18 protein-coding genes are annotated in these 19,859 nt (G+C 71.2%); 11 read left to right on the top strand and 7 right to left on the bottom strand.

Going from position 1 to position 19,859, the window contains the following annotated elements; genetic code table 11:
* The first annotated feature begins 56 nt into the window (after positions 1-56).
* From FCL41_RS01310 to FCL41_RS01300, 3 genes are read left to right on the top strand one after another with little or no spacing between them, the layout of a single operon-like run.
* A complete protein-coding gene (locus FCL41_RS01310) occupies positions 57-968 on the top strand; it encodes a hypothetical protein (RefSeq protein WP_137064328.1) in 912 nt (303 codons plus the stop codon).
* 2 nt (positions 969-970) lie between these two features.
* The gene (locus FCL41_RS01305) at positions 971-2,284 is read left to right on the top strand and encodes a methyltransferase family protein (protein ID WP_137064329.1); all 1,314 of its coding nucleotides are present in this window, start codon (positions 971-973) and stop codon (positions 2,282-2,284) included.
* Positions 2,281-2,904 carry a TetR/AcrR family transcriptional regulator gene (locus tag FCL41_RS01300; protein ID WP_170970136.1) on the top strand — a complete coding sequence of 208 codons (624 nt, stop codon included), beginning with the start codon at positions 2,281-2,283 and terminating at the stop codon, positions 2,902-2,904. The genes FCL41_RS01305 and FCL41_RS01300 overlap by 4 nt, the downstream gene beginning before the upstream one ends.
* 16 nt (positions 2,905-2,920) lie before the next feature.
* On the opposite strand, the gene FCL41_RS01295 is transcribed toward FCL41_RS01300, so the two are convergent.
* From FCL41_RS01295 to FCL41_RS01280, 4 genes are all read right to left on the bottom strand, one after another.
* Positions 2,921-3,526 (bottom strand): hypothetical protein, encoded by a 606-nt coding sequence (locus FCL41_RS01295; protein ID WP_137064331.1) that lies wholly within the window; start codon positions 3,524-3,526, stop codon positions 2,921-2,923.
* A complete protein-coding gene (locus FCL41_RS01290; protein WP_137064332.1) occupies positions 3,523-4,659 on the bottom strand; it encodes a DUF7224 domain-containing protein in 1,137 nt (378 codons plus the stop codon). The genes FCL41_RS01295 and FCL41_RS01290 overlap by 4 nt, the downstream gene beginning before the upstream one ends.
* Before the next feature lie 77 nt (positions 4,660-4,736).
* A complete protein-coding gene (locus FCL41_RS01285) occupies positions 4,737-5,462 on the bottom strand; it encodes an ABC transporter ATP-binding protein (protein WP_137064333.1) in 726 nt (241 codons plus the stop codon).
* 359 nt (positions 5,463-5,821) lie between these two features.
* Positions 5,822-6,649, bottom strand: a complete 828-nt coding sequence (locus tag FCL41_RS01280) for a class I SAM-dependent methyltransferase (RefSeq protein WP_137064334.1) — start codon at positions 6,647-6,649, stop codon at positions 5,822-5,824.
* Between the two features lie 145 nt (positions 6,650-6,794).
* Between FCL41_RS01280 and FCL41_RS01275 the strand changes: the two genes are divergently transcribed.
* A complete protein-coding gene (locus FCL41_RS01275; RefSeq protein ID WP_137064335.1) occupies positions 6,795-7,301 on the top strand; it encodes a hypothetical protein in 507 nt (168 codons plus the stop codon).
* Between the two features lie 58 nt (positions 7,302-7,359).
* Positions 7,360-8,100 carry a winged helix-turn-helix transcriptional regulator gene (locus tag FCL41_RS01270; protein ID WP_137064336.1) on the top strand — a complete coding sequence of 247 codons (741 nt, stop codon included), beginning with the start codon at positions 7,360-7,362 and terminating at the stop codon, positions 8,098-8,100.
* Here the strand turns inward: FCL41_RS01270 and hutH are convergent.
* Complete coding sequence (hutH, locus tag FCL41_RS01265) at positions 8,010-9,563, bottom strand: histidine ammonia-lyase (protein ID WP_137064337.1); 1,554 nt, start codon at positions 9,561-9,563, stop codon at positions 8,010-8,012. The genes FCL41_RS01270 and hutH overlap by 91 nt on opposite strands.
* 77 nt (positions 9,564-9,640) lie before the next feature.
* Between hutH and FCL41_RS01260 the strand changes: the two genes are divergently transcribed.
* Positions 9,641-10,396 carry an IclR family transcriptional regulator gene (locus tag FCL41_RS01260; protein WP_137064338.1) on the top strand — a complete coding sequence of 252 codons (756 nt, stop codon included), beginning with the start codon at positions 9,641-9,643 and terminating at the stop codon, positions 10,394-10,396.
* Between the two features lie 9 nt (positions 10,397-10,405).
* Here FCL41_RS01260 and FCL41_RS01255 read toward each other — a convergent pair whose 3' ends face one another.
* Entirely contained in the window at positions 10,406-10,759 is a 354-nt protein-coding gene (locus FCL41_RS01255; protein WP_137064339.1) for a hypothetical protein, read from the bottom strand.
* 128 nt (positions 10,760-10,887) lie between these two features.
* Between FCL41_RS01255 and FCL41_RS01250 the strand changes: the two genes are divergently transcribed.
* Together FCL41_RS01250 and FCL41_RS01245 are read left to right on the top strand one after the other, a co-directional pair.
* A complete protein-coding gene (locus FCL41_RS01250) occupies positions 10,888-14,511 on the top strand; it encodes a heterodisulfide reductase-related iron-sulfur binding cluster (protein WP_137064340.1) in 3,624 nt (1,207 codons plus the stop codon).
* Between the two features lie 230 nt (positions 14,512-14,741).
* The gene (locus FCL41_RS01245) at positions 14,742-15,323 is read left to right on the top strand and encodes a hypothetical protein (protein WP_137064341.1); all 582 of its coding nucleotides are present in this window, start codon (positions 14,742-14,744) and stop codon (positions 15,321-15,323) included.
* A gap of 69 nt (positions 15,324-15,392) precedes the next feature.
* Here the strand turns inward: FCL41_RS01245 and FCL41_RS01240 are convergent, their stop codons facing one another.
* The gene (locus tag FCL41_RS01240; RefSeq protein WP_137064342.1) at positions 15,393-15,866 is read right to left on the bottom strand and encodes a MarR family winged helix-turn-helix transcriptional regulator; all 474 of its coding nucleotides are present in this window, start codon (positions 15,864-15,866) and stop codon (positions 15,393-15,395) included.
* Between the two features lie 88 nt (positions 15,867-15,954).
* Between FCL41_RS01240 and FCL41_RS01235 the strand changes: the two genes are divergently transcribed.
* From FCL41_RS01235 to FCL41_RS01225, 3 genes are all read left to right on the top strand, one after another.
* On the top strand, positions 15,955-17,442 hold the full coding sequence (locus FCL41_RS01235; RefSeq protein ID WP_137064343.1) for an MFS transporter: 1,488 nt from the start codon (positions 15,955-15,957) through the stop codon (positions 17,440-17,442).
* Between the two features lie 255 nt (positions 17,443-17,697).
* Positions 17,698-19,284, top strand: a complete 1,587-nt coding sequence (locus FCL41_RS01230; RefSeq protein ID WP_137064344.1) for an AMP-binding protein — start codon at positions 17,698-17,700, stop codon at positions 19,282-19,284.
* 247 nt (positions 19,285-19,531) lie between these two features.
* A complete protein-coding gene (locus FCL41_RS01225) occupies positions 19,532-19,822 on the top strand; it encodes a YiaA/YiaB family inner membrane protein (protein WP_137064345.1) in 291 nt (96 codons plus the stop codon).
* Positions 19,823-19,859: the final 37 nt, after the last annotated feature.

The following is a 19,859-nucleotide window of genomic DNA, read 5'->3' as shown; positions in this document are numbered from 1 at the left end:
CCTGTGTGGGCCACACTCGCTTGCTTAAACAGATGATTTAAACATATGGTCAATTCATGACGCGCGACCTGGACACCGATCCGTACCCCGGCCCTCCGCCCGGCGAGGAGCCGCCCACCGACACCCAGCCCTTGCGGTCGCGGCTCACGCTCATGCTGTTCGCCGCCGTGCCGGTGGCACTGGCGGCCACGGCCCTGGCCGCCGCCATCGGGCGCCTCGACACCGCCCTCTTCTTCGTCGGGGTGCCGGTGCTGCTGGCGGTCGTGGTGGGCACCATGCGGACCGGCGACAGCGGCGCCCAGCTCTTCCAGGTCGTCACCGTGACCCTGCTGCTGGTCTCCGCCTTCCTCCACGAGGGCGCGCTGTGCGTGCTGATCGTCAGCCCGCTGGTCTACGGCCTGGCCTTTGCCGTCTGGACGCTGGTCAGGGCCGCTCGTCGCATCGGCCACCACATGGCGCTCGGCGGCGTGCTGCTCCTCGTCGCCCTCGAAGGGGCACTGCCCGGCACCCGCCTCAACCCGGTCCAGGAGGTCACCGCCGACCGCGTGGTCGCCGCCGACTGCGCCGACTTCGTCCGGGCCCTCGAGCGCGGCCCCGACTTCGATGCCGCCGACCGCGGCCTGCTGCTCCGCCTCGCCCAGTACCCCACGCCGCAGAGCGCCGAGGGTTCCGGTCTCGCCGTGGGTGACACCTGGCAGTTCGCGATGCCGATGGGCGGCATCGAGACCGTCGTCCGCTCCCGCACGCCCTCGGCGATCACCTTCGACGTCACCGCCGACGACGCACGCACCACGCGGTGGGTGACGTTGCAGGAGGCTCGTCTCGACTGGCGTGAGACCGACGAGGGGTGTCGGGCCGAGGTGGCCATCACCTTCGAGCGCGACCTCGACCCAGCCTTCTGGTTCGGTCCGATCAGCGACGTCTTCATGACCGCCGGCGCCAAGGCGTTCCTGGCCGGGCTGGACTGATCGTGCACGCCCTCGGTTGGACGGTGGCCGCCTACCTCACCAACGCCGTGCTGCTGGTGCCCCTGATCCTGGTCGCCGTCGCCGCCGCCGTGCGCCGCGCCGAGCTGGCCACCCGGGTGCCGACCGCCTTCCTGGCCAGCCTCACCGCGTGGGTCAGCCTGCTCCTGGTCGAGCAGCACCAGCAGTGGTGGTCCTTCGAGACGACCCCGACGAGCCTGGGCGGGATGCCGATGGAGATCTCGCTGGGCTGGGCGCTGGCCTGGGGCGCGTTGCCGGTGCTGGCCGGAGGCCCGTGGTGGGCCTGGCTGGCCGGCTTCGCATGGGTCGACCTGATGGCGGTGAGCCTGGTCAACGGACTCACCCTGGGTGAGGGGTGGCTGACGGGCGAGGCCCTGCTGCTGGTCGTGACGGCCGTCCCCGCGCTCGCCCTCGGCCGCCTCACCCTGACCCGGCGATGGCTGTGGGCGCGCGTCGGTCTCCAGGTCACGCTCTTCGGCGCCACCTTCTTGTGGTTGCTCCCTCACCTGGTGCTGGAGGCCGAAGGACTGGGCTGGCACGACGTGGTCGACCACTCGTTCCCGGTGCGCTCCCTGCTCCTCCTGGGCGCGGTCGCCTTCGCCCTCCCGGCACTCTCGGCCGTGGTCGAGCTCGCGCGCGCCGGCGGCACGCCGTATCCGTGGGACCCGCCGCGTCGACTCGTCACCACCGGTCCCTACGCCTACGTCGCCAACCCCATGCAGCTGGGCATGACCGGGCTGCTGGTCCTCCTCACGCTCGCCTCGGGCTCGGAACTGCTGTGGCTCGCGGTGGGGTTCGCCGTCTCCTTCTCCGTGGTCCTGGCCGAGCGGCACGAGCACCGCACGATGACGGCGCGCTGGGAGGCGTACGCGACCTACCGCCAGCACGTGCGCAACTGGTGGCCGCGCTGGCGTCCGTACGTCCCCGAGCCGACGACCCTGTGGGTGGGCGAGACCTGCGAGCTGTGCAACGCGACCGGGGCCGCGCTCGACGCCCTGCACCCGACGGGTCTGGAACGACGGGCCGCGGAGACGGCGCCGCGGGCGCTGCGGCGGATGACCTGGGAGGACGCCCACGGCACTGACCACGGCATCACGGCCTTCGCCCGCGCGCTCGAGCAGACGACACTGGTGTGGGCGTGGGTGGGATGGTGGATGCGACTGCCGGGTGTGGCGCAGGTGCTACAACTCGTGGCGGACGCCGTGGGACTCGGACCGCGCGACCTCGCCCGCTCGGCACGGACCGCACGACCCCGGCAGGACCCGCCGCACGACGACGTACGACAGGAAGCCCGATGAGCAGCGACGAGACCAAGGTGGCGCTGATGGACGCCGCCGTCCGAGTGACCGCGACGACCGGCACCAAGGGACTGACCGCGCGCGGCATCGCCGCCGAGGCCGGGGTCAACGCCGCCCTGGTGCACTACCACTTCGGCGGCGTCGAGGGCCTGCTCCACCAGGCCTACGAACGGGCGACCCTCACCATGATCGGCGACTACACCGCCGACCTGACGTCGGTGAGCAGCTTCGAGGAGCTCTACCGGGTCGGCGCCACGATGGCCGAGAAGGCACGCAGCGACGGGTCGGCGGCGATGCTGAGCGCGATCATCGCCGCTGCCCACACGAACGAGGCGATGGCGCAGATGCTGGGCGACAACATGGTGCGCTGGAACGAGGCCGTCTCGACGGCCGTCGAGCGGATCCTGACCCTGCGCAAGCTCAACGGTGCGATCGACGTGGAGAGCCTCACCGCGTCGCTGACCGCCTCCACCATCGGGATGATGACCCTGGGATCGGTGCCGGGCCAGCCGCTGGGAGACCCGATCGTCGCCGTCAGTGGCCTCCCGCCGCTGCTCGACCGGGCGATGAAGCTGGTGCCGGCACCGCTCGCGCGGAAGATCTTCGGCGCGATCAGCTGAGGTGTTCGCTGTCCGGCTACGCGTCGGCGAGTCGCACGGAGGACCCCAGACGGACGGCGACCCGCCGGGTCAGCAGCATCCACAGCGCCAGTCCGCCCAGCGCGACCGCCAGCACGACGGCTGTCGCCTGGTTGCCGTCAGGATGCAGCACACGGACGTAGTCGCCCGCCCAGGCTGACGGACCGTAGGGAGCGCTCCCGACCAGCAGGACCGCGCACGTCAACGTGGCGGCGCCCGGGCCGAAGCGACGGGTCACGGCGCAGGCGAGGCCGGAGATGATCACGAGGCGCGCGACCGCACCCAGGGCCGGACCGGAGGCGCCTCCCGTCACGACCAGCCCACCGGCCGCGACGCCGGTGGCGACCACGAAGAGTGCCGCGTCGTGGCGTGCCACTCGCACCGAGGGGCGCGCCTCGACCGCCAGGGTGCTCGTGGAGAACGCGTCCGCCACCGCCACCCCCCACAGCAGGAGGACGAGGGTCGTCCACATGATCGAGCTCGTCGAGCCGACGAGTGCGGGCATGGCGAAGGAGGCTCCGGCTGCCCACCGCGAGAGCACAGCGACCAGCACCGCCGCGAGGAGCAGCAACCACGCGCGCCTGACGCGCAGCCACAGGATCACGAGCGACCCCGGCAGTCGGCATCGAAGAACCAGGTCCGTGCGGCGGCCCCGGCGGCGCCAGCCTGCCGGATGGCTTCGTCGATGTCCTCGGGGGCGTACTCCCCCCGGAGCTCCTCCGGGGAGACGCCGGCCGCCGTCACGGCCAGGAACGCCACGCGGGCGTCGACCTTGGCCCGCTCGCGGGGACCGCAGTCGAGCACGTGGTTCACGTAGCCGCGCGCCACCGCTGCAGTGACCTCGCCGGGGCCGGCCAGGGGCGTGACGTCCACATACATGTTGTCGGCGCCCTCGTCGCTGGAGGTGGCGTCCACCGCAGGGAAGCCCCGGGGCACGAGTGCCTCGTTGAGGTCTGCCACCGCCGCACCCACCTGCCCGGTCCGCGACGCGCTCTCGGGCCACAGACAGACGCGGATCCCGGCCTCGTCCGCACAGGACAGTTCTGCCGTCCGCGCCTGGACGGTGGTGAGCGTCAGCTGTTCGTCCGACGTCGCCAGCACGACACTTGCCGCGCCGGTGGCCGAGACGAGCACCAGCGCCATCACCAGCGCGTGGAGGGAACGTGAACTGCCCAGGAGTCGACGCGCGGCCGTCATCACCGCGAGCCCCACCAGCGCTCCCCCCACGAGGGTGAGCTGGGCCCGGAGCGCCACGTCGGACGGTTCGACCGAGAGGGCACAACAGCCCGTGAGCGTAGGGGTCAGGTGGTGCAGGACTGGACTGCTCGTGGAGGGAAGGTAGGCGATCCAGACGAAGACCCCCACCGAGACGAGCGGTGCCGCCACGGCCGTGGGGAACACCCGGCCCACGGCCAGCCCCGCCACGATGCAGAGCATCGCCGTCAGGGCGTCGAGAAGCAGGACCGTCCAGCTCGCCGCGTCGGGCGGCCAGGTCCAGCTCGCAACGAGCACGGTCACCACCACGAGCACGGGGCCACCCCACAGCAGCGGCCACCAGGCGTTGACGAGCACGGCGAGCTCGCTGCGCCGCGCCCGCAGGGACCGGTGGAAGGTGACCCAGCCGCGCATCCCGTAGGCAGCGAAGCCCGCGAGGACGGGGCACAGGAGGTAGATCACGTAGCTGGCGTCCACGAGGTCGGAGACCGGGTAGCCGCTGCGCGCCACGAGGCTGTCCACTGCATGCAGGCTTCCGAGCCCGAAGAGAACAGGAAGGAGCCACAGGGCACGCGTCCAACGCCACGCAGTCCAGATCGTCAATGGGACCCTCCTCCGACCATGTCGGCGAAGACCGTGACGAGGTCGTCGGCGCCGCCGCCGAGCCCCCTGAACTCCTCGACGGGTCCGTCGAAGCGCAGCTCGCCCTCAGCCAGGACGGTGACCCGGTCCACGTCCTGCTCGAGGTCGTTGACCTGGTGGGTGGAGACCACGACCCCGCCCGGCGCCTCCACGTCGCGCAGGATGGAGCGGAAGTTGAGCGTCTGGGCCGGGTCGAGGCCAGCGGTGGGCTCGTCGAGGAGGAGCACGGGAGCGCGGCGTACGAGCGCCTGCGCGAGACCGACGCGGCGCAGTTGGCCGCCGGAGATGCGGTCGGTCCTCACGTCGCGCTTGGCCACGAGGTCAACCGCCTCGATGGCGTCGCCCGCGCGGCGCCGGGCGGTGGCACGATCCAGCCCGGCGAGCCAGGCCACGTACTCGACCTGCTCGGCGACCGTGAGGCCACGCGCCGGCTGCACGTCCTGCGGCATCCACGCGACCTCCCGGTGAAGTGTGTCGCGGGAGGCGTCGCCGGCCACGCTGACGGACCCGCGCTGGGGCCGTTCGAAGCCGCTGAGCAGCTTGAGCAGCGTCGACTTCCCGGCGCCGTTCGGGCCGAGCAGCAACGTCGTGGCCCCGGGAGCCACCTGCCAGTCGACGCCGGCCAGCACGAGGGTGCCGCGGCCACGCCCGTAGGAGAAGTGCAGGTCGCGTGCCTCGAGCATCGTGCCTCCGATCAGTGTCAGGGAGGTGCCGAGTCTGAATACACCGAGTCGGTGTATTCAGTGCAGTTGATCCACTCTGCCCCCACGTGCTGTCGAGAGTGGGCAAGTTGCGACGGATTCGAGCCTCGAAGTCGCGCGTGCAGGGCCGGGCCCGGCGCCGGAGGAGACACTGGCGGGAGTGGAGGGGTCGGTCAAGCGTTCGTTGAGACACGGATCATCGATTTTGCCTCCCAACGGGCCTAAGGGCATGTTCCTACCGATGTTTTCTTTGCTTTGGCCCCGCTTCCTTCGAGCAGTCACTGGTAGTCGCGTCGCCCGCGAAGGTGCAAGCGTCCTGTTGCGGAGGATCTTCGGGGCGCTCAGCTGACGGTCGCCGTCACCGCGAGGTGGTCCCATCCCATGGTGAAGCCACGCTGCCCGCGGCGACCCTCCCGCTCGCCCAGCGCGACCAGGTCGGCGTCGAGGGCAGCCAGGCGCTCCGGGTCGTCGGCGTTGGCCCGCCGGGCCACGATGGTCGGACCGTAGTGACGCGTGAAGTAGTCGGCGAACGCGGCCGCGTCGGCGAAGTGGTCGACGACCAGGGTGCCGCGCCGGACGGTCACGTCGTGGACGCGGTCACCCAGCAACGTCGCGACGTGGGCCGCGTCGCCCCACAGCGGCGGCGGTGACGCCCCAGCGGGTGGCGCGGCGACGTAGGGCTTCATCGTCGCGAAGAGCTGGCCGATCGTGCCATCAGGCGTCCACGACACCACGCCGATCCTCCCTCCGGGGCGAGCCACGCGCAGCATCTCGTCGGCCGCGCGCTGGTGGTGCGGGGCGAACATGACGCCGATGCAGCTCATCGTGACGTCGAACGAGTCGTCGTCGTACGGCAGGTCCTCGGCGTTGGCCTCGTCCCAGGTGAGGGAGACGTCCCCGAACGCGGCGCGGCCCGCCGCCAGCAGCTCGGGCGTGAGGTCGGAGGCGGTCACGTCGGCTCCGCGGCGCGCGGCTGCGGCGGCGGCGTTGCCCGTGCCGGCCGCGATGTCGAGGACCTGCTCGCCTGAGCACACGTCCAGGGCGTCGACGAGCACCTCGCCGAGCGGCGCGACGACCTCGCGCGCCACCCGTGGATAGTCGCCGGTCGCCCACATCGTGCGGTGCCGCGCCATCAGCGCTTCGTCGACGGTGAAAGGTGTGGTGTCCATCGTCCTGCCCCCATGTCTCGTTCGTCATGACTCGGTCATGTCTCAGGTGTGGAGCACCCACGTTTCTCCTCGGCGACGGGGGTGACCAGTTCACGATCTGTACCGGCCGGGGTTGAAGGGCTGGAACGAGGGGTAACGGCACCTCATGGACACTGCAGAGATCGTGTGGATCGTCGTCGCCGTCGTCGTGGTGCTCGCGCTCGTCGCGGTCATTGCGTGGATGGCCAACCAGAAGAAGAAGCAGCGCGAGCAGGCTGAACGCGCCGAACGGGCCGCTGAGCTGCGTGAGAACGCGGAGCGCCAGGCACAGGTGCTCCCCGACGCGGAGCTGCGTGCCAAGGAGGAGCAGCTCAAGGCGGAGAAGCTGCAGCGCGAGGCCGAGCACGCCCAGGAGCGCGCGAAGCACGCCGAGACCGACTACCTCCAGCAGGCGGCGCGCCACGAGGACCACCTGCGCCAGGCCGACGCCCTCGACCCCGACGGGACGCAGGGACAGCGACGCCCGAGCACCACTCAGACTGACCCCGCACAGCCTGACGCCGCGCAGACTGACGAGCAGCCTGGCCCCGTGCAGCCCGACCCGGCCCACCCGCAGCAGGTCGAGGACGTGGACCCGGGGACGACGGGCACCAGCGGTTCGCACCGAGCCTGAGTCGTACGCAGGTCGTCGGGGCTCTGGCGTCCTTGCCGAGGTGGGGGCACCATGAGGGATGGCCACCTACAGCCAGTTCTGCCCCGTCGCCAAGGCGATGGAGATCCTGGACGAGCGGTGGACCGTCCTCGTCGTTCGGGAGCTCCTGCTGGGGAGCACCCACTTCAACGACCTGCGCCGGGGTGTGCCCCGGATGTCGCCGGCCCTCCTGGCCACCCGCCTTCGCTCCCTCGAGCGGGTCGGCATCGTGGTCCGCACCGACGCCGGCTACGAGCTGACCGAGTGCGGGCGTGACCTGCACACAGCGGTCCTCCACCTCGGCACGTGGGGGCAGAAGTGGATCAAGGACGTCGGCGACGCCGAGCTCGACCCCCACCTCCTCATGTGGGACGTGCAACGCACGGTCCCGACCTCTCGGTGGCCACCGGCCACGACCTGCCTGTCGATCGAGTTCATCGACCTGCCTCCGCGGCGTCGGCGCTGGTGGCTGGTGGTGAAGGACCAGGTGGCCGAGTCGTGCGACGTCGACCCCGGCCACGAGGTGAGCGCGACCCTGCGCGTCTCCCTGCGCGACCTGACCCTGGTCTGGCGCGGCGACCTGGGCTGGCCCCAGGCGCTGCGCAGCGGGCGGGTCCAGATCGAGGCGCTCCCTGCGGTGGCCCGGCAGGTCCCGGAGTGGATCGGGCAGTCCCTGCTGGCGCCGCCGGATCAGCCTGCGGTGCCCGAGGCCCGCAGCACCGCGCCGGAGCGTACGAGCTCGACCGCGGCCTCGATCTCCGGCGAGAGCCAGCGGTCCTGACCCGGCACCCCGACCCCGTGGGCGCTGAGCAGGTCGACGACCCGCCCCGTCGCCGCGGCGGGTCGCAGCGGCGCCCGCAGATGGAGGCCGCGGGCGGCCGTCATGACCTCGATGGCCACCACGCGGGTCAGGCCGTCGACGCTGCGCCGCAGCTTGCGAGCCGCTGACCACCCCATCGAGACGTGGTCCTCCTGCATCGCGCTCGAGGGGATCGAGTCCACCGACGCCGGCACCGCGAGCCGCTTCATCTCCGAGACGATCGCGGCCTGGGTGTACTGGGCGATCATGTGCCCCGAGTCGACACCGGGGTCGTCGGCCAGGAAGGGCGGCAGCCCGTGGCTGCGCGCGGGGTCGAGGAAGCGGTCGGTGCGGCGCTCCGACATCGAGGCGACGTCGGCAGCGACGATCGCGAGGAAGTCGAGGACGTACGCCACCGGCGCACCGTGGAAGTTGCCGTTGGACTCGACCCGGTCACCGAGCACCACCGGGTTGTCGACGGCCGAGGCGAGCTCTCGCTCCGCGACGGTGCGGGCGTGCTCGACGGTGTCGCGCGCCCCGCCGTGCACCTGCGGCGAGCAGCGCAGCGAGTAGGCGTCCTGCACCCGCGTGCAGTCGGGCGTACGGTGCGAGGCGACGATCTCCGACCCGGCGAGGAGCTCGACCAGGTGCGCCGCCGAGGCCGCCTGGCCGGGGTGCGGGCGTACGGCCTGGAGGTCGGGAGCGAAGACCCGGTCGGTGCCCAGCAGCCCTTCGACGCTCATCGCGGCCGCGACGTCGGCGGTGCGCAGCAGCACGTCGAGGTCGTGGAGCGCGAGCACCAGCATGCCGAGCATGCCGTCGGTGCCGTTGATCAGCGCCAGGCCCTCCTTGGCCGCGAGCTCGACAGGCGTGAGACCCGCAGCGGCGAGTGCCTGCGCCGCCGGCATCAGCTCACCGCTGGCGTCACGCACCTCGCCCTCCCCCATGAGCACGAGGGCGCAGTGCGACAGCGGCGCGAGGTCGCCGGAGCAGCCGAGCGAGCCGTACTCACGCACGACCGGGGTGATGCCGTGGGTCAGCAGGTCGGCCATCAGCTGGGCGGTCGCGAGCCGGATGCCGGTGTGGCCGGTGGCCAGCGTCGAGAGCCGCAGCAGCATCAGCGCACGGACGACCTCACGCTCGACCTCGGGTCCCGACCCCGCGGCGTGCGAGCGGACCAACGAGCGCTGCAGCTGCGCGCGCAGCTCGACGGGGATGTGGCGGGTGGCCAGCGCCCCGAAGCCGGTGCTGACGCCGTACGACGGGGTCTCGGCCGCAGCGAGCGTGTCGATGACAGTGCGGGCGCGTTCGATGGCCGCCGCCGCGTCGTCGGTGAGGCTCACGCCGGCGCCGTCGCGGGCGACCGCGACGAGGTCGGCGAAGGAGACCGGGCCGGTGCCGACGCGGACCTGGAAGGGGGAGGCGTGGAAGGGGGAGGTCTGCATCGCTCCATCGTGCGCCCGCGGCGGCGAATCCCCGGGCCACTGTTGACCTGAAGCGTCTCGGATCCGAGACTCACCCCATGAGTCAGGTGCCCGCCGCGACCCGCACGCTGCGCGTCCTGCGCTTCCTCGCCACCCAGGCCGACCCGGTCCCGCTGGAGCGGATCATGCGGGCGGTCGACCTGCCGCGGTCGACGGCCTACCACCTGCTGGGCGCGATGATCGAGGAAGGATTCGTCGTCCACCTGCCCGACGAGCACCGCTACGGCCTCGGTGTCGCCGCCTTCGAGGTGGGGTCGGGCTTCACCCGGCAGGAGCCGTTGCAACGGCTGGCGCGCCGCCCGTTGGCCGCGCTCGTCGACGAGGTCGGGCACGGCGCCCACCTGGCCGTGCCGCACGGGCGCGACGTGCTCTACGTCATCGAGGAGCGCGCCCCGGGGAGGCCGCCGCTGGTCACCGACGTGGGCGTGCGCCTGCCCGCCCACCTCACCGCGAGCGGGCGCGCCATCCTGTCGGCGCTGCCCGCCGCGCAGGTGCGGGCGCTGTATCCCGACCGCGACGCGTTCGTCGACCGGTACGGCCTCGGGCCGCAGTCGTTGAGCGCGCTGCGCTCGCTGCTCCAGGAGACGCGCCAGCGGGGTTGGGCGACCGAGTCGGGAGAGGTCACCCCTTCCCTGGCCTCCGTCGCGGCGCCGGTGCTGGACCACAACGGGCTGCCCGTGGCCGGCGTGGCGGTGACGTTCCCCGACGCCGTGGGAGAGGCCGAGACGGCCCGGGTCGCCGCGGCGGTGGTGCGTACGTCCGCCCAGCTGACCCGGCGGCTGCGCGGGGCGTGAACCGGCGCCTCAGTCGACGACGCTGAACTCCCGCAGAGCGCCGGAGGCGATGTAGTCGGCGATCGGCCGGTCGAGCTCGACCCGCCAGGCGCCGGCGCCGACCTCGCCGTCGGGCACACGTACGGCCTCGCAGGTCAGCGGGAGGCTGTGCACCAGGAGGTAGGGGGTCACGTCGACCTCGCCGGACGCGCCGAAGGGGAAGAGGTGGGTCCCGGAGGTGTCCCCGACCGCCTCCATGGGAGTCCCGACCTTGACGTCGGCGGCGGGCAGCCGCCCTGAGGCGCCGGCCCTGTCCATGAGGCTCACGGCGAGTGCGGTGGCCTGGGCGGTGAGGGCGCGGGGGCGTACCGGTGGCGTGGTCATGGCCACATGATGTCGCTGACAGGTTACTGCTGGGTAGTATCCATCTCATGCGCCACCCAATCTTCGTGTCGGACCCCCGACATAGAGTGCGCGGTGCGAGTCACGCCTGACTGAGGAGCTCCCCCACCATGTTGCAGATCGCAGCGATCGTCATCTCACTGGCCTTCACGGTCGTGGGTGTCGCCATGACCGCGATGGCGGTCCGGCACATGCTGAGCGTCATCAAGATCGGTCAACCGGCCCTGAACCGCAACGGCAACCCCAAGGGCCGTCTGCTCACGATGCTCAAGGAGACCGTGCTCCACACGCGGATGCTCCAGTGGACGTGGGTCGGCATCCTGCACTGGTTCGCGTTCGCCGCGTTCATCGTGCTGGCGACGGCGGTGGCGGGGGCGTACGGGCAGCTCTTCGACCCGCACTTCGCGCTGCCGCTCTTCGGGCACTTCCCGCCCTACACCTGGATCGCCGAGTTCCTCGGCCTCCTCGGCACGCTGGCGATCGTCCCGCTGATCATCTACCGCGTGAAGAACCGCCCGTCGGCCAACGGCCGCCGCAGCCGGTTCTTCGGCTCGACGATGTGGCAGGCCTACTTCGTCGAGTTCATGGTGCTGCTGGAGTCGTCGGCGATCCTCTTCATCCGCGGCGCGGAGTACAAGCTCTTCCAGAACTACACCGAGAAGGGCATCAGCGGCTGGGAGTTCCCGGTCTCGCAGCTCTTCTCCGGCCTCTGGCCCGACAGCGAGCAGGGCCTCGAGAACGTCATCTACGTCATCGCGATGATCAAGATCGTCTCCGCGATGATCTGGCTGATGGTGATCTCCAACAACCTCACCATGGGTGTCGCCTGGCACCGCTTCACCGCCTGGTTCAACATCTACTTCAAGCGCGAGGCCGACGGCAAGGTCGCCCTGGGCGCCATGAAGCCGCTGGTCGTCGACGGCAAGCCGTTCACGCTCGACGACCTCGACGACATGGACGAGGAGTCCGTCCTCGGCGTCGGCAAGATCGAGGACTTCTCCTGGAAGGGCATCCTCGACTTCACCACCTGCACCGAGTGCGGCCGCTGCCAGTCGCAGTGCCCGGCGTGGAACACCGAGAAGCCCCTCTCCCCGAAGCTGCTGGTCATGGGCCTGCGCGAGCACGCCTACGCCAAGGCTCCCTACCTCAACGCTGGCGGTGAGGGCTCCGAGGGCGCGACCGCGCTGCTCGAGAAGGACCCGTCGCTGGCCGGCGTCGTCAACCGCTCCCTCATCGGCAAGACCGACAAGGACTCCGCCGCCGGTCAGACCACCGAGGTCACCGACTGGTTCTACAACCCCGAGGGTGGCGACTTCGTCATCGACGAGGACGTCCTGTGGTCGTGCACGAACTGTGGCGCCTGCGTCCAGCAGTGCCCGGTCGACATCGAGCACGTCGACCACATCAACGACATGCGTCGCTACCAGATGCTGGTGGAGTCGAACTTCCCGGCCGAGCTCAACCAGCTCTTCAAGGGCCTGGAGAGCAAGGGCAACCCGTGGAACATGTCGCCCAACGCCCGGATGGACTGGGCCAAGGACCTCGACTTCGACGTGCCCGTCGTGGGCGAGACCATCGAGTCGCTCGACGAGGTCGACTGGCTCTTCTGGGTCGGCTGCGCCGGCGCCTACGAGGACCGCGCCAAGAAGACCACGCGCGCCGTGGCCGAGCTGCTCAACATCGGCGGAATCTCTTTCGGCGTCCTGGGCAACGGCGAGACCTGCACCGGTGACTCCGCCCGCCGCGCCGGCAACGAGATGCTCTTCCAGTCGCTGGCCATGCAGAACGTCGAGACGTTCAAGGAGTTCAAGGTCAAGAAGGTCGTCTCGACCTGCGCCCACTGCTTCAACACGCTCAAGAACGAGTACAAGGACTTCGGCATCGAGCTCGAGGTCATCCACCACACGCAGCTGCTCAACCGCCTCGTGCGCGAGGGCAAGCTCACCCCGATGAAGGACGGCAAGGGCGCCGCCAAGCGGTCGATCACCTACCACGACCCGTGCTTCCTCGGTCGCCACAACCAGGTCTACACGCCGCCGCGCGAGCTCCTCGAGATCCTGCCGGGCGCCGAGTACGTCGAGATGGAGCGCAGCAACGAGCGTTCCTTCTGCTGTGGCGCCGGCGGTGCCCGCATGTGGATGGAAGAGACCATCGGCGAGCGGATCAACGTCAACCGTACGCAGGAGGCCGTCGCCACCGGCGCCGACCAGATCGCCGTCGGCTGCCCGTTCTGCCGCGTGATGCTGGCTGATGGCCTCACCGCCGAGCAGGCCGCCGGTCGTGCCGACGAGGCCGTCGAGGTCCTCGACGTCGCGCAGATGCTGCTGGCCTCGGTCAAGGGCGAGCAGGCGACCAAGGCCGTACGCGGTTCGTCCCAGGAGGCCGCCGCTGCCGGCGCCACCGCCGGGTCGACCGCCAAGGGCGACGAGGCCGTCAAGGACGAGCCCGAGGTCGGGGACGTCACCCAGACCGAGAACACCGTCACCGACCCGGCCGACGTGGGCGCCAACGCCAAGGCGTCGTCGTCGCTCTTCGACACCCCCGCTCCCGAGGAGACCCCGGCCGCCCCGGCTGCCGGCGGTTCGCTCTTCGACCTCGCGGAGGAGAAGACCGAGGAGAAGACTGAGGCCAAGGCCGCCGACCAGCCCGCCTCCGACCTGGGCTCCGGCTCGCTCTTCGACGTGGCCCCGGCCGCCGAGGAGAAGACCGAGCAGAAGACCGAGGCCACGCCGGCCGAGGCCAAGGCCGAGCCGGCTGCCCCGGCACAGGACCTCAACGCGGGTGGGTCGCTCTTCGACCTCGCCGCTCCGGCCGAGGCCCCTGCCGCTCCGGCTGAGGCCAAGGCCGAGCCGAAGGCCGCTGCTCCGGCTGCTCCGGCACAGGACCTCAACGCGGGTGGGTCGCTCTTCGACCTCGCCGCTCCGGCTGAGACCCCGGCTTCACCGGCTCCGGCTGCTGAGACTCCGGTCGAGGCTGCTCCGGCCGAGGCTGCTCCGGCTCCAGCCGCCACCCCTGCTGCTGCTCCGGCAGCCGCACCGGTGGCCAGCTCGGGTGCGGCGAGCCAGCCGCGTACGGACGTCGACATCAATGCCGTCTCCTCGCTCTTCGAGATCGAGGCACCCGACGGCGCCGTCGAGGTCGAGGCAGGCACCGTGGCCCCGGCCGCCGCTGCCGCACCGGCCGCGACGGCGACCGAGGCTCCTGCCGCTCCGGCTGAGGCTGCACCGGTCGAGGCTGCACCGGTCGAGGAGGTTCCCGCGGAGGAGGCTCCGGCTGCCAAGGCTCCCGCCGAGGCTGCTCCGGCCGCCCCCGCCGCTGCTCCTGCTGCTACCCCGGCGGCAGCACCGGTCGCCGGTTCGGGTGCGGCGAGCCAGCCGCGTACGGACGTCGACATCCACGCCGTCTCCTCGCTCTTCGAGATCGAGGCACCCGACGGCGCCGTCGAGGTCGAGGCAGGCACCGTGGCTCCGGCCGCAGCCGTTCCGGTCGCTCCCGCGACCGAGGCGCCTGCCGCAGCGGCTGAGGAGGCTCCGGTCAAGGTGGCTCCGGTCGAGGCCGCTCCCGCCCAGGAGGCTCCGGCCAAGGAGGCTCCGGTCGAGGAGGCACCCGCCGCCGAGGCCCCCGCCAAGGAGGACGCACCGGCCGCACCCCCGGCGCCGGTCTCCAGCGGCGAGGCGCACACGCCGCGTACGGATGTTGACATCCACGGAGCGAAGTCACTGTTCGACCTCTGATCCGTCAGACACAGAAGGCCGCCACCCGAACCGGGTGGCGGCCTTCTGTGTTCTTCTCGAGTGTGCAGATGGTGCGCCCGGGACGGCCGCTTCCGCCATCTTCGGCACACTCGCTCTTCGGGCCGCTCGATGGGGGCGCGGACGCCACCGGGCGCGCACAGGCCCCAGCCCTCCCGAGTCGTACCCCCTCGCCACCGCCCGGAGAGCTCGACGCGGGCCAGCCTGCTGCCATGGACACGCGTACGACCCGCAGCGGACAACGAGCAGGGGCCGCCTACGTCCCTGTGACCCGCGGAGCCCACCGGCACCGCGGGGCCCGGGCGCCCGAGCTCGCCACCCTCAGGGCATGGGCCAGCGTCCTGCCGAGCGATGCCTGCTTCACCCACGTCACCGCCGCCCGGTTGCTCGGCCTCTGGCTGCCCCCGCTACCCGCCGACCTGGTCACTCTGGCCGCCCTGCCACCCGGCGCCCACCCCGTACGCCGCCGCGGCCTGCGCGCGTCGAGGTCGCTCCCCAGCGAGGCGCACCGCATGGTGCAGGGTCTCCGAGTGGCCCCGACAGCCGACGTCCTCCTGTGCCTGTGCCGCGACCTGGCCGACCTCGACGCCCTCATGGCTGTCGACTCAGCGCTCCACCAGGAGCTCGTCACCGTCGACCTCCTGCTCCGCTCCGACGAGATGCTGGCCGACGTCGACCGGAGCCTGGGCCGCGCCAGCGACCGCCGGCGGCTCAGCAGCTGGCACGAGTTGCTGCGTACGTCGGCACTCACCAGCGCCGGTCGGGACGTGCTCTGGCCGCGGCTGCAGAAATGAGTGTGCAGAAGATGCCGCCCAACAAGCCCTCGACGACATCTCGTGCACACTCGGCCGACCCAAGGGGGCTCAGTGGCCTCGCGAGTCGGCCTGAAGCTCGTGCTCGACGTCGTCCTTGTAGGCCGTGGCGAAGGCCAGCAGCATCTCGGTGAACTCCTCCACCCGATCGGCCGGCACCGCCTCCAGGGCGACGCGGAAGCGCCGGGCGCCCTTCTCCACGTCAGCGGCGAACTCGCGCAGACCCTTCTCCGTGAGCGCCACCCGCCGGGCCTGCTCCCCCGGCTCGACACGACGTTCGACCAGGCCGGCGGCGAGAGCAGCATTGACCTGGCGGTTGACCGTCGACTGCTCGAGCAGCAGCTCCTCGGAGACCTCACGCATCGTGCGCGGCTGGTCGTCCGAGAGCAGCCACAGCAACCGTCGCTCCGCGGTGCCCATCGCGTCGTGGGCCTCGGCGAGTCGGCTCGCGCGACCCAGGCGTGACACGGCCACGAGGACGTCCCACACCGGCGTCGCCGCCAACGCGTCCGTGACCTGTCTCATACCGCTCCTCCTCGCGCCGACCGGGCTGGCGTATGTAGGCTACACATTGGCCCAATATGTACGTTACACATCTGCAGTCAGGACGTGAGTGAACCACCCCTCCCCCACCGAGTCAGTCGCTTCCGGCGTCACGCCGGTCACCGGATCCCGTGCCACCGCGGTCATCGTCACCCTCTGCTTCGGCAGCCTCGCGGGCGCGCTCATGCAGTCGCTGGTCATCCCGATCCAGAGCGAGCTGCCCGACCTGCTCAACACGTCGGCGGCCAACGCCTCGTGGGCCATCACCGCCACCCTGCTCGCCGCCGGCGTCTCGATGCCCGTGACCGGACGCCTGGCCGACATGTACGGCAAGAAGCGCGTGATGGTCGCCTCCGCCGCCATCCTGGTCGTCGCCTCGCTGCTCTGCGCCGTGGCCACCGGCCTCATCCCGTTCCTCGTCGGTCGCGCCCTCCAGGGCGTCGCCATGGGCTACATCCCCGTCGCCATCTCCGCCGTGCGTGAGCTCGCACCGAAGGAGAAGCAGGGCACGGCCGTGGCCACCGTCTCCGCCACGCTCGGCGTCGGTGGCGCGCTCGGCCTGCCGCTGGCTGCCTGGATCGCCCAGACCTTCGACTGGCACGCGCTCTTCTACGTCTCCACCGGGCTCGCCGTCGTCGTGCTCGTGCTGACCGCGCTCGTCGTCCCGACGGTCAACGACACCCACCCGGCCCGCATCGACTTCGTCGGCGTGGTGCTCATGGCGATCGGCCTCGTCTCCCTGCTGGTCGGCATCTCGAAGGGCTCCACCTGGGGCTGGACCGACACGACCACCTGGAGCTGCATCGTCGGCGGACTCCTCGTGCTGCTGGTCTTCGGCGTCTTCGAGCTGCGCCACCACGACCCGCTGGTCGACCTGCGTACGACCGCACGGCGCCCGGTGCTCTTCACCAACCTCGCCGCCGTGCTCATCGGCTTCGGCATGATGGCCTCCTCCATCGTCGTCCCGCAGCTGCTCCAGATGGACGAGCGCACCGGCTACGGCCTGGGTCAGACGATCCTCGAGGCCGGGCTGTGGATGTTCCCCGGCGGCCTGATGATGCTCGTCTTCGCCCCGCTCTCGGCCCGGCTGATGACGACGATCGGTGCCCGTCTGACCCTGTCGATCGGCGCGGTCGTGATCGCGGTCGGCTACACCTTCGGGGCGTTCATGATGGACGAGCCGTGGAAGCTGATGGTCAGCGTCCTCATCTCCTCGGCCGGCGTCGGCATCGGCTACGCCTCGTTCCCGACCCTGATCCTCGACAACGTCCCCGTCGAGGAGGCCGGATCGAGCGTGGGCGTCAACTCCCTGATGCGCTCGATGGGCACCACCATCGCCGGTGCCGCGATGGCCGCCGTGCTCACCAGCAGGACCATGGACATGGGCGGCTTCGCGATCCCGTCGGAGAGCGCCTTCCAGACCTGCTTCTTCATCGGCGCCGGCGCCGCCCTGGCCGGCGCGCTCGTCGCGCTCCTCATCCCGCGCCAGCAGCGGCCCACCTCGTCGAGCACGACCGTCGGCTCCCCGACCCGGGAGTCGGAAGTCGTACCCGCCTGAGTGGTCGCCGGCGGACATCCACGCGCCGGCGACCACTCGTCGCAGCCCTCGGACGATTCAGCGCAACATGCTGGAGGTCCGGGGGCTGCGTTCGTACGCTCAGCGCAACGCTCGTCGCTGACGTGCGCCCGCTCAACGACGAGCCCCGCCCTGCCCCGACCTGCCCCTCCCTCCCCAGACGTTCCAGCCCAGACGTTCCAGCCCCGCCGTTCCCCCAGCTGTTCCATCCCCCCTGCGACTTCACGGAGCCCCACTGTGTCGACCACGCCCGCGAACCACTCTGCCCTCACGCCGCTGCGCTTCCTCGAGCGCTCGGCGGAGGTCTTCCCCGACAAGACCGCGATCCTGCACGGCGAGCGCAGCTACACCTACGCGCAGTTCGCCGACGAGACGCAGGCGCTCGCGGCGGCGCTGGCGCGCGACGTGGCTCCCGGGGAGCGGGTCGCGGTGCTGACCCCCAACGTGCCTGAGTCGATCTTCGCCCACTTCGCCGCCCCGCTGGCGAAGACGGTGCTGGTCGCCCTCAACACCCGCCTGACCCGACCCGAGATCGCCCAGATCCTCAACCACTGCCAGGCCCGGGTCCTCCTGGTCGACAGCGAGCTGGTCGAGCGCATCGAGGGCATCCGCGAGCTGGTGCCGGGCCTCGCCAAGGTCATCGAGGTCAACGACTCCGAGTCACGCCACGCGCCGTCGGGGAGCGCCGAGGTGACCGGCGACTACGCGTCGTACGTCGCCGCGGGCGTCAGCGAACCGCTCCCGTGGGCGGTCGACGACGAGCAGGGTGTCATCTCGATCAACTACACCTCCGGCACCACCGGCACCCCCAAGGGCGTCATGTACTCCCACCGCGGCGCCTACCTCGCCTCGCTGGGCTCGGTGGTGCACAACCAGTTCACGCCGGAGTCGAAGTACCTCTGGACGCTGCCGATGTTCCACTGCAACGGCTGGTGCACGGCGTGGGCCGTGACCGCCGCAGGCGGCACCCAGATCTGCCTGCGCGAGGTGCGCGCCGAGGCCGTCTGGCACGCGATCGACGACCTGGGCACCAGCCACATCTGTGGCGCCCCCGCGGTCTGCACGACCATCGCCGGCGCCGAGCAGGCCCACCCGCTCGACCGCCCCCTGCGCATCACCACCGCTGGCGCTCCGCCCGCCCCGACCGTGATCGCGGCGCTGGAGGAGATCGGCATCCACGTCGTCCACGTCTACGGACTGACCGAGAGCTACGGCCCCTTCACCATCTGCGAGCACCAGGAGGGCTGGCCGACGCTGCCGGCCGCCGAGCGCGCCAACCTGCTCTCGCGCCAGGGCGTCGGGATGGTCCAGGCCGAGCGCGCCCGCGTCGTCGACCTGGACATGAACGACGTGCCCGCCGACGGCGAGACCCTGGGCGAGATCGTGCTGCGCGGCAACAACATCATGCTCGGCTACTTCCGCAACCCCGACGCCACCGAGGAGGCCTTCCACGGCGGCTGGTTCCACACCGGCGACCTGGGCGTCATGCACCCGGACGGCTACGTCCAGGTGCGCGACCGCGCGAAGGACATCGTGATCTCGGGCGGCGAGAACATCTCCACCGTCGAGGTCGAGCAGGCCCTGCTGCGCCACCCGCAGATCGTCGACGTCGCCGTGGTGGGCGTGCCCGACGAGAAGTGGGGCGAGCGCCCGCGGGCGTTCGTCATCACCGAGCCCGGCGCCACCCTGACCGTCGACGACGTGGTGGCCCACGCCCGCGAATGGATTGCCGGATACAAGGTCCCTCGTGACATCGTGTTCGCAGATGGCCTGCCCCGTACGTCCACGGGTAAGGTCATGAAGCACGAGCTCCGCAAGGCCTGACGGGTCCGGCCATGCGGCATCCCTTCTCGGGAGCCCCCAGACGGCGCGCGTCACCGCGGCGGACACCCCACACCGCCGGTTCACGGAGACGTCGCGCCACGGCCCTCGCGGGCCATCGACGCAGCATCCCCTCCCCAGTTGTGTCGACGCCCGCGAGGGCCACCCTCCCCGACGCGTGCGGCTACCCATCCGCGAATGAGTACCTGCACACATCCCCGGCCCGCGGCGGGCCAGCAGTCTGGGACGCATGGACAAGAACTCGCCCTCCGCCAAGAACACCCAGGCCTTCTTCGTGCAGGCCGCCATCGCCTTCGGCGTCGCCCTGGTCGGCGTCGCGTGGGCCGTGCTCTTCCTGCCCCTCGACCCCTGGGCGCGTGCCTTCCTCGGCATGACGTCGCTCTTCCTGGTCTCCTCGACCTTCACCCTCGGCAAGGTGGTGCGCGACAACCAGGAGAGTCAGTCGGTGCACCAGCGCCTCGACCAGGCCCGCATCGACCGGCTGCTCGCCGAGCACGACCCCTTCAAGCAGATCGCCTGACGGGCGTTGCCTGCCCTCGCAGGGGTGGGACTCCGGC

This window comes from Nocardioides jishulii (genome assembly GCF_006007965.1).
GTDB classification, from domain to species: domain Bacteria; phylum Actinomycetota; class Actinomycetes; order Propionibacteriales; family Nocardioidaceae; genus Nocardioides; species Nocardioides jishulii.
The sequence above is the reverse complement of the archived record's forward strand: the minus strand, read 5'-3'. Positions and strand labels throughout refer to the sequence as shown.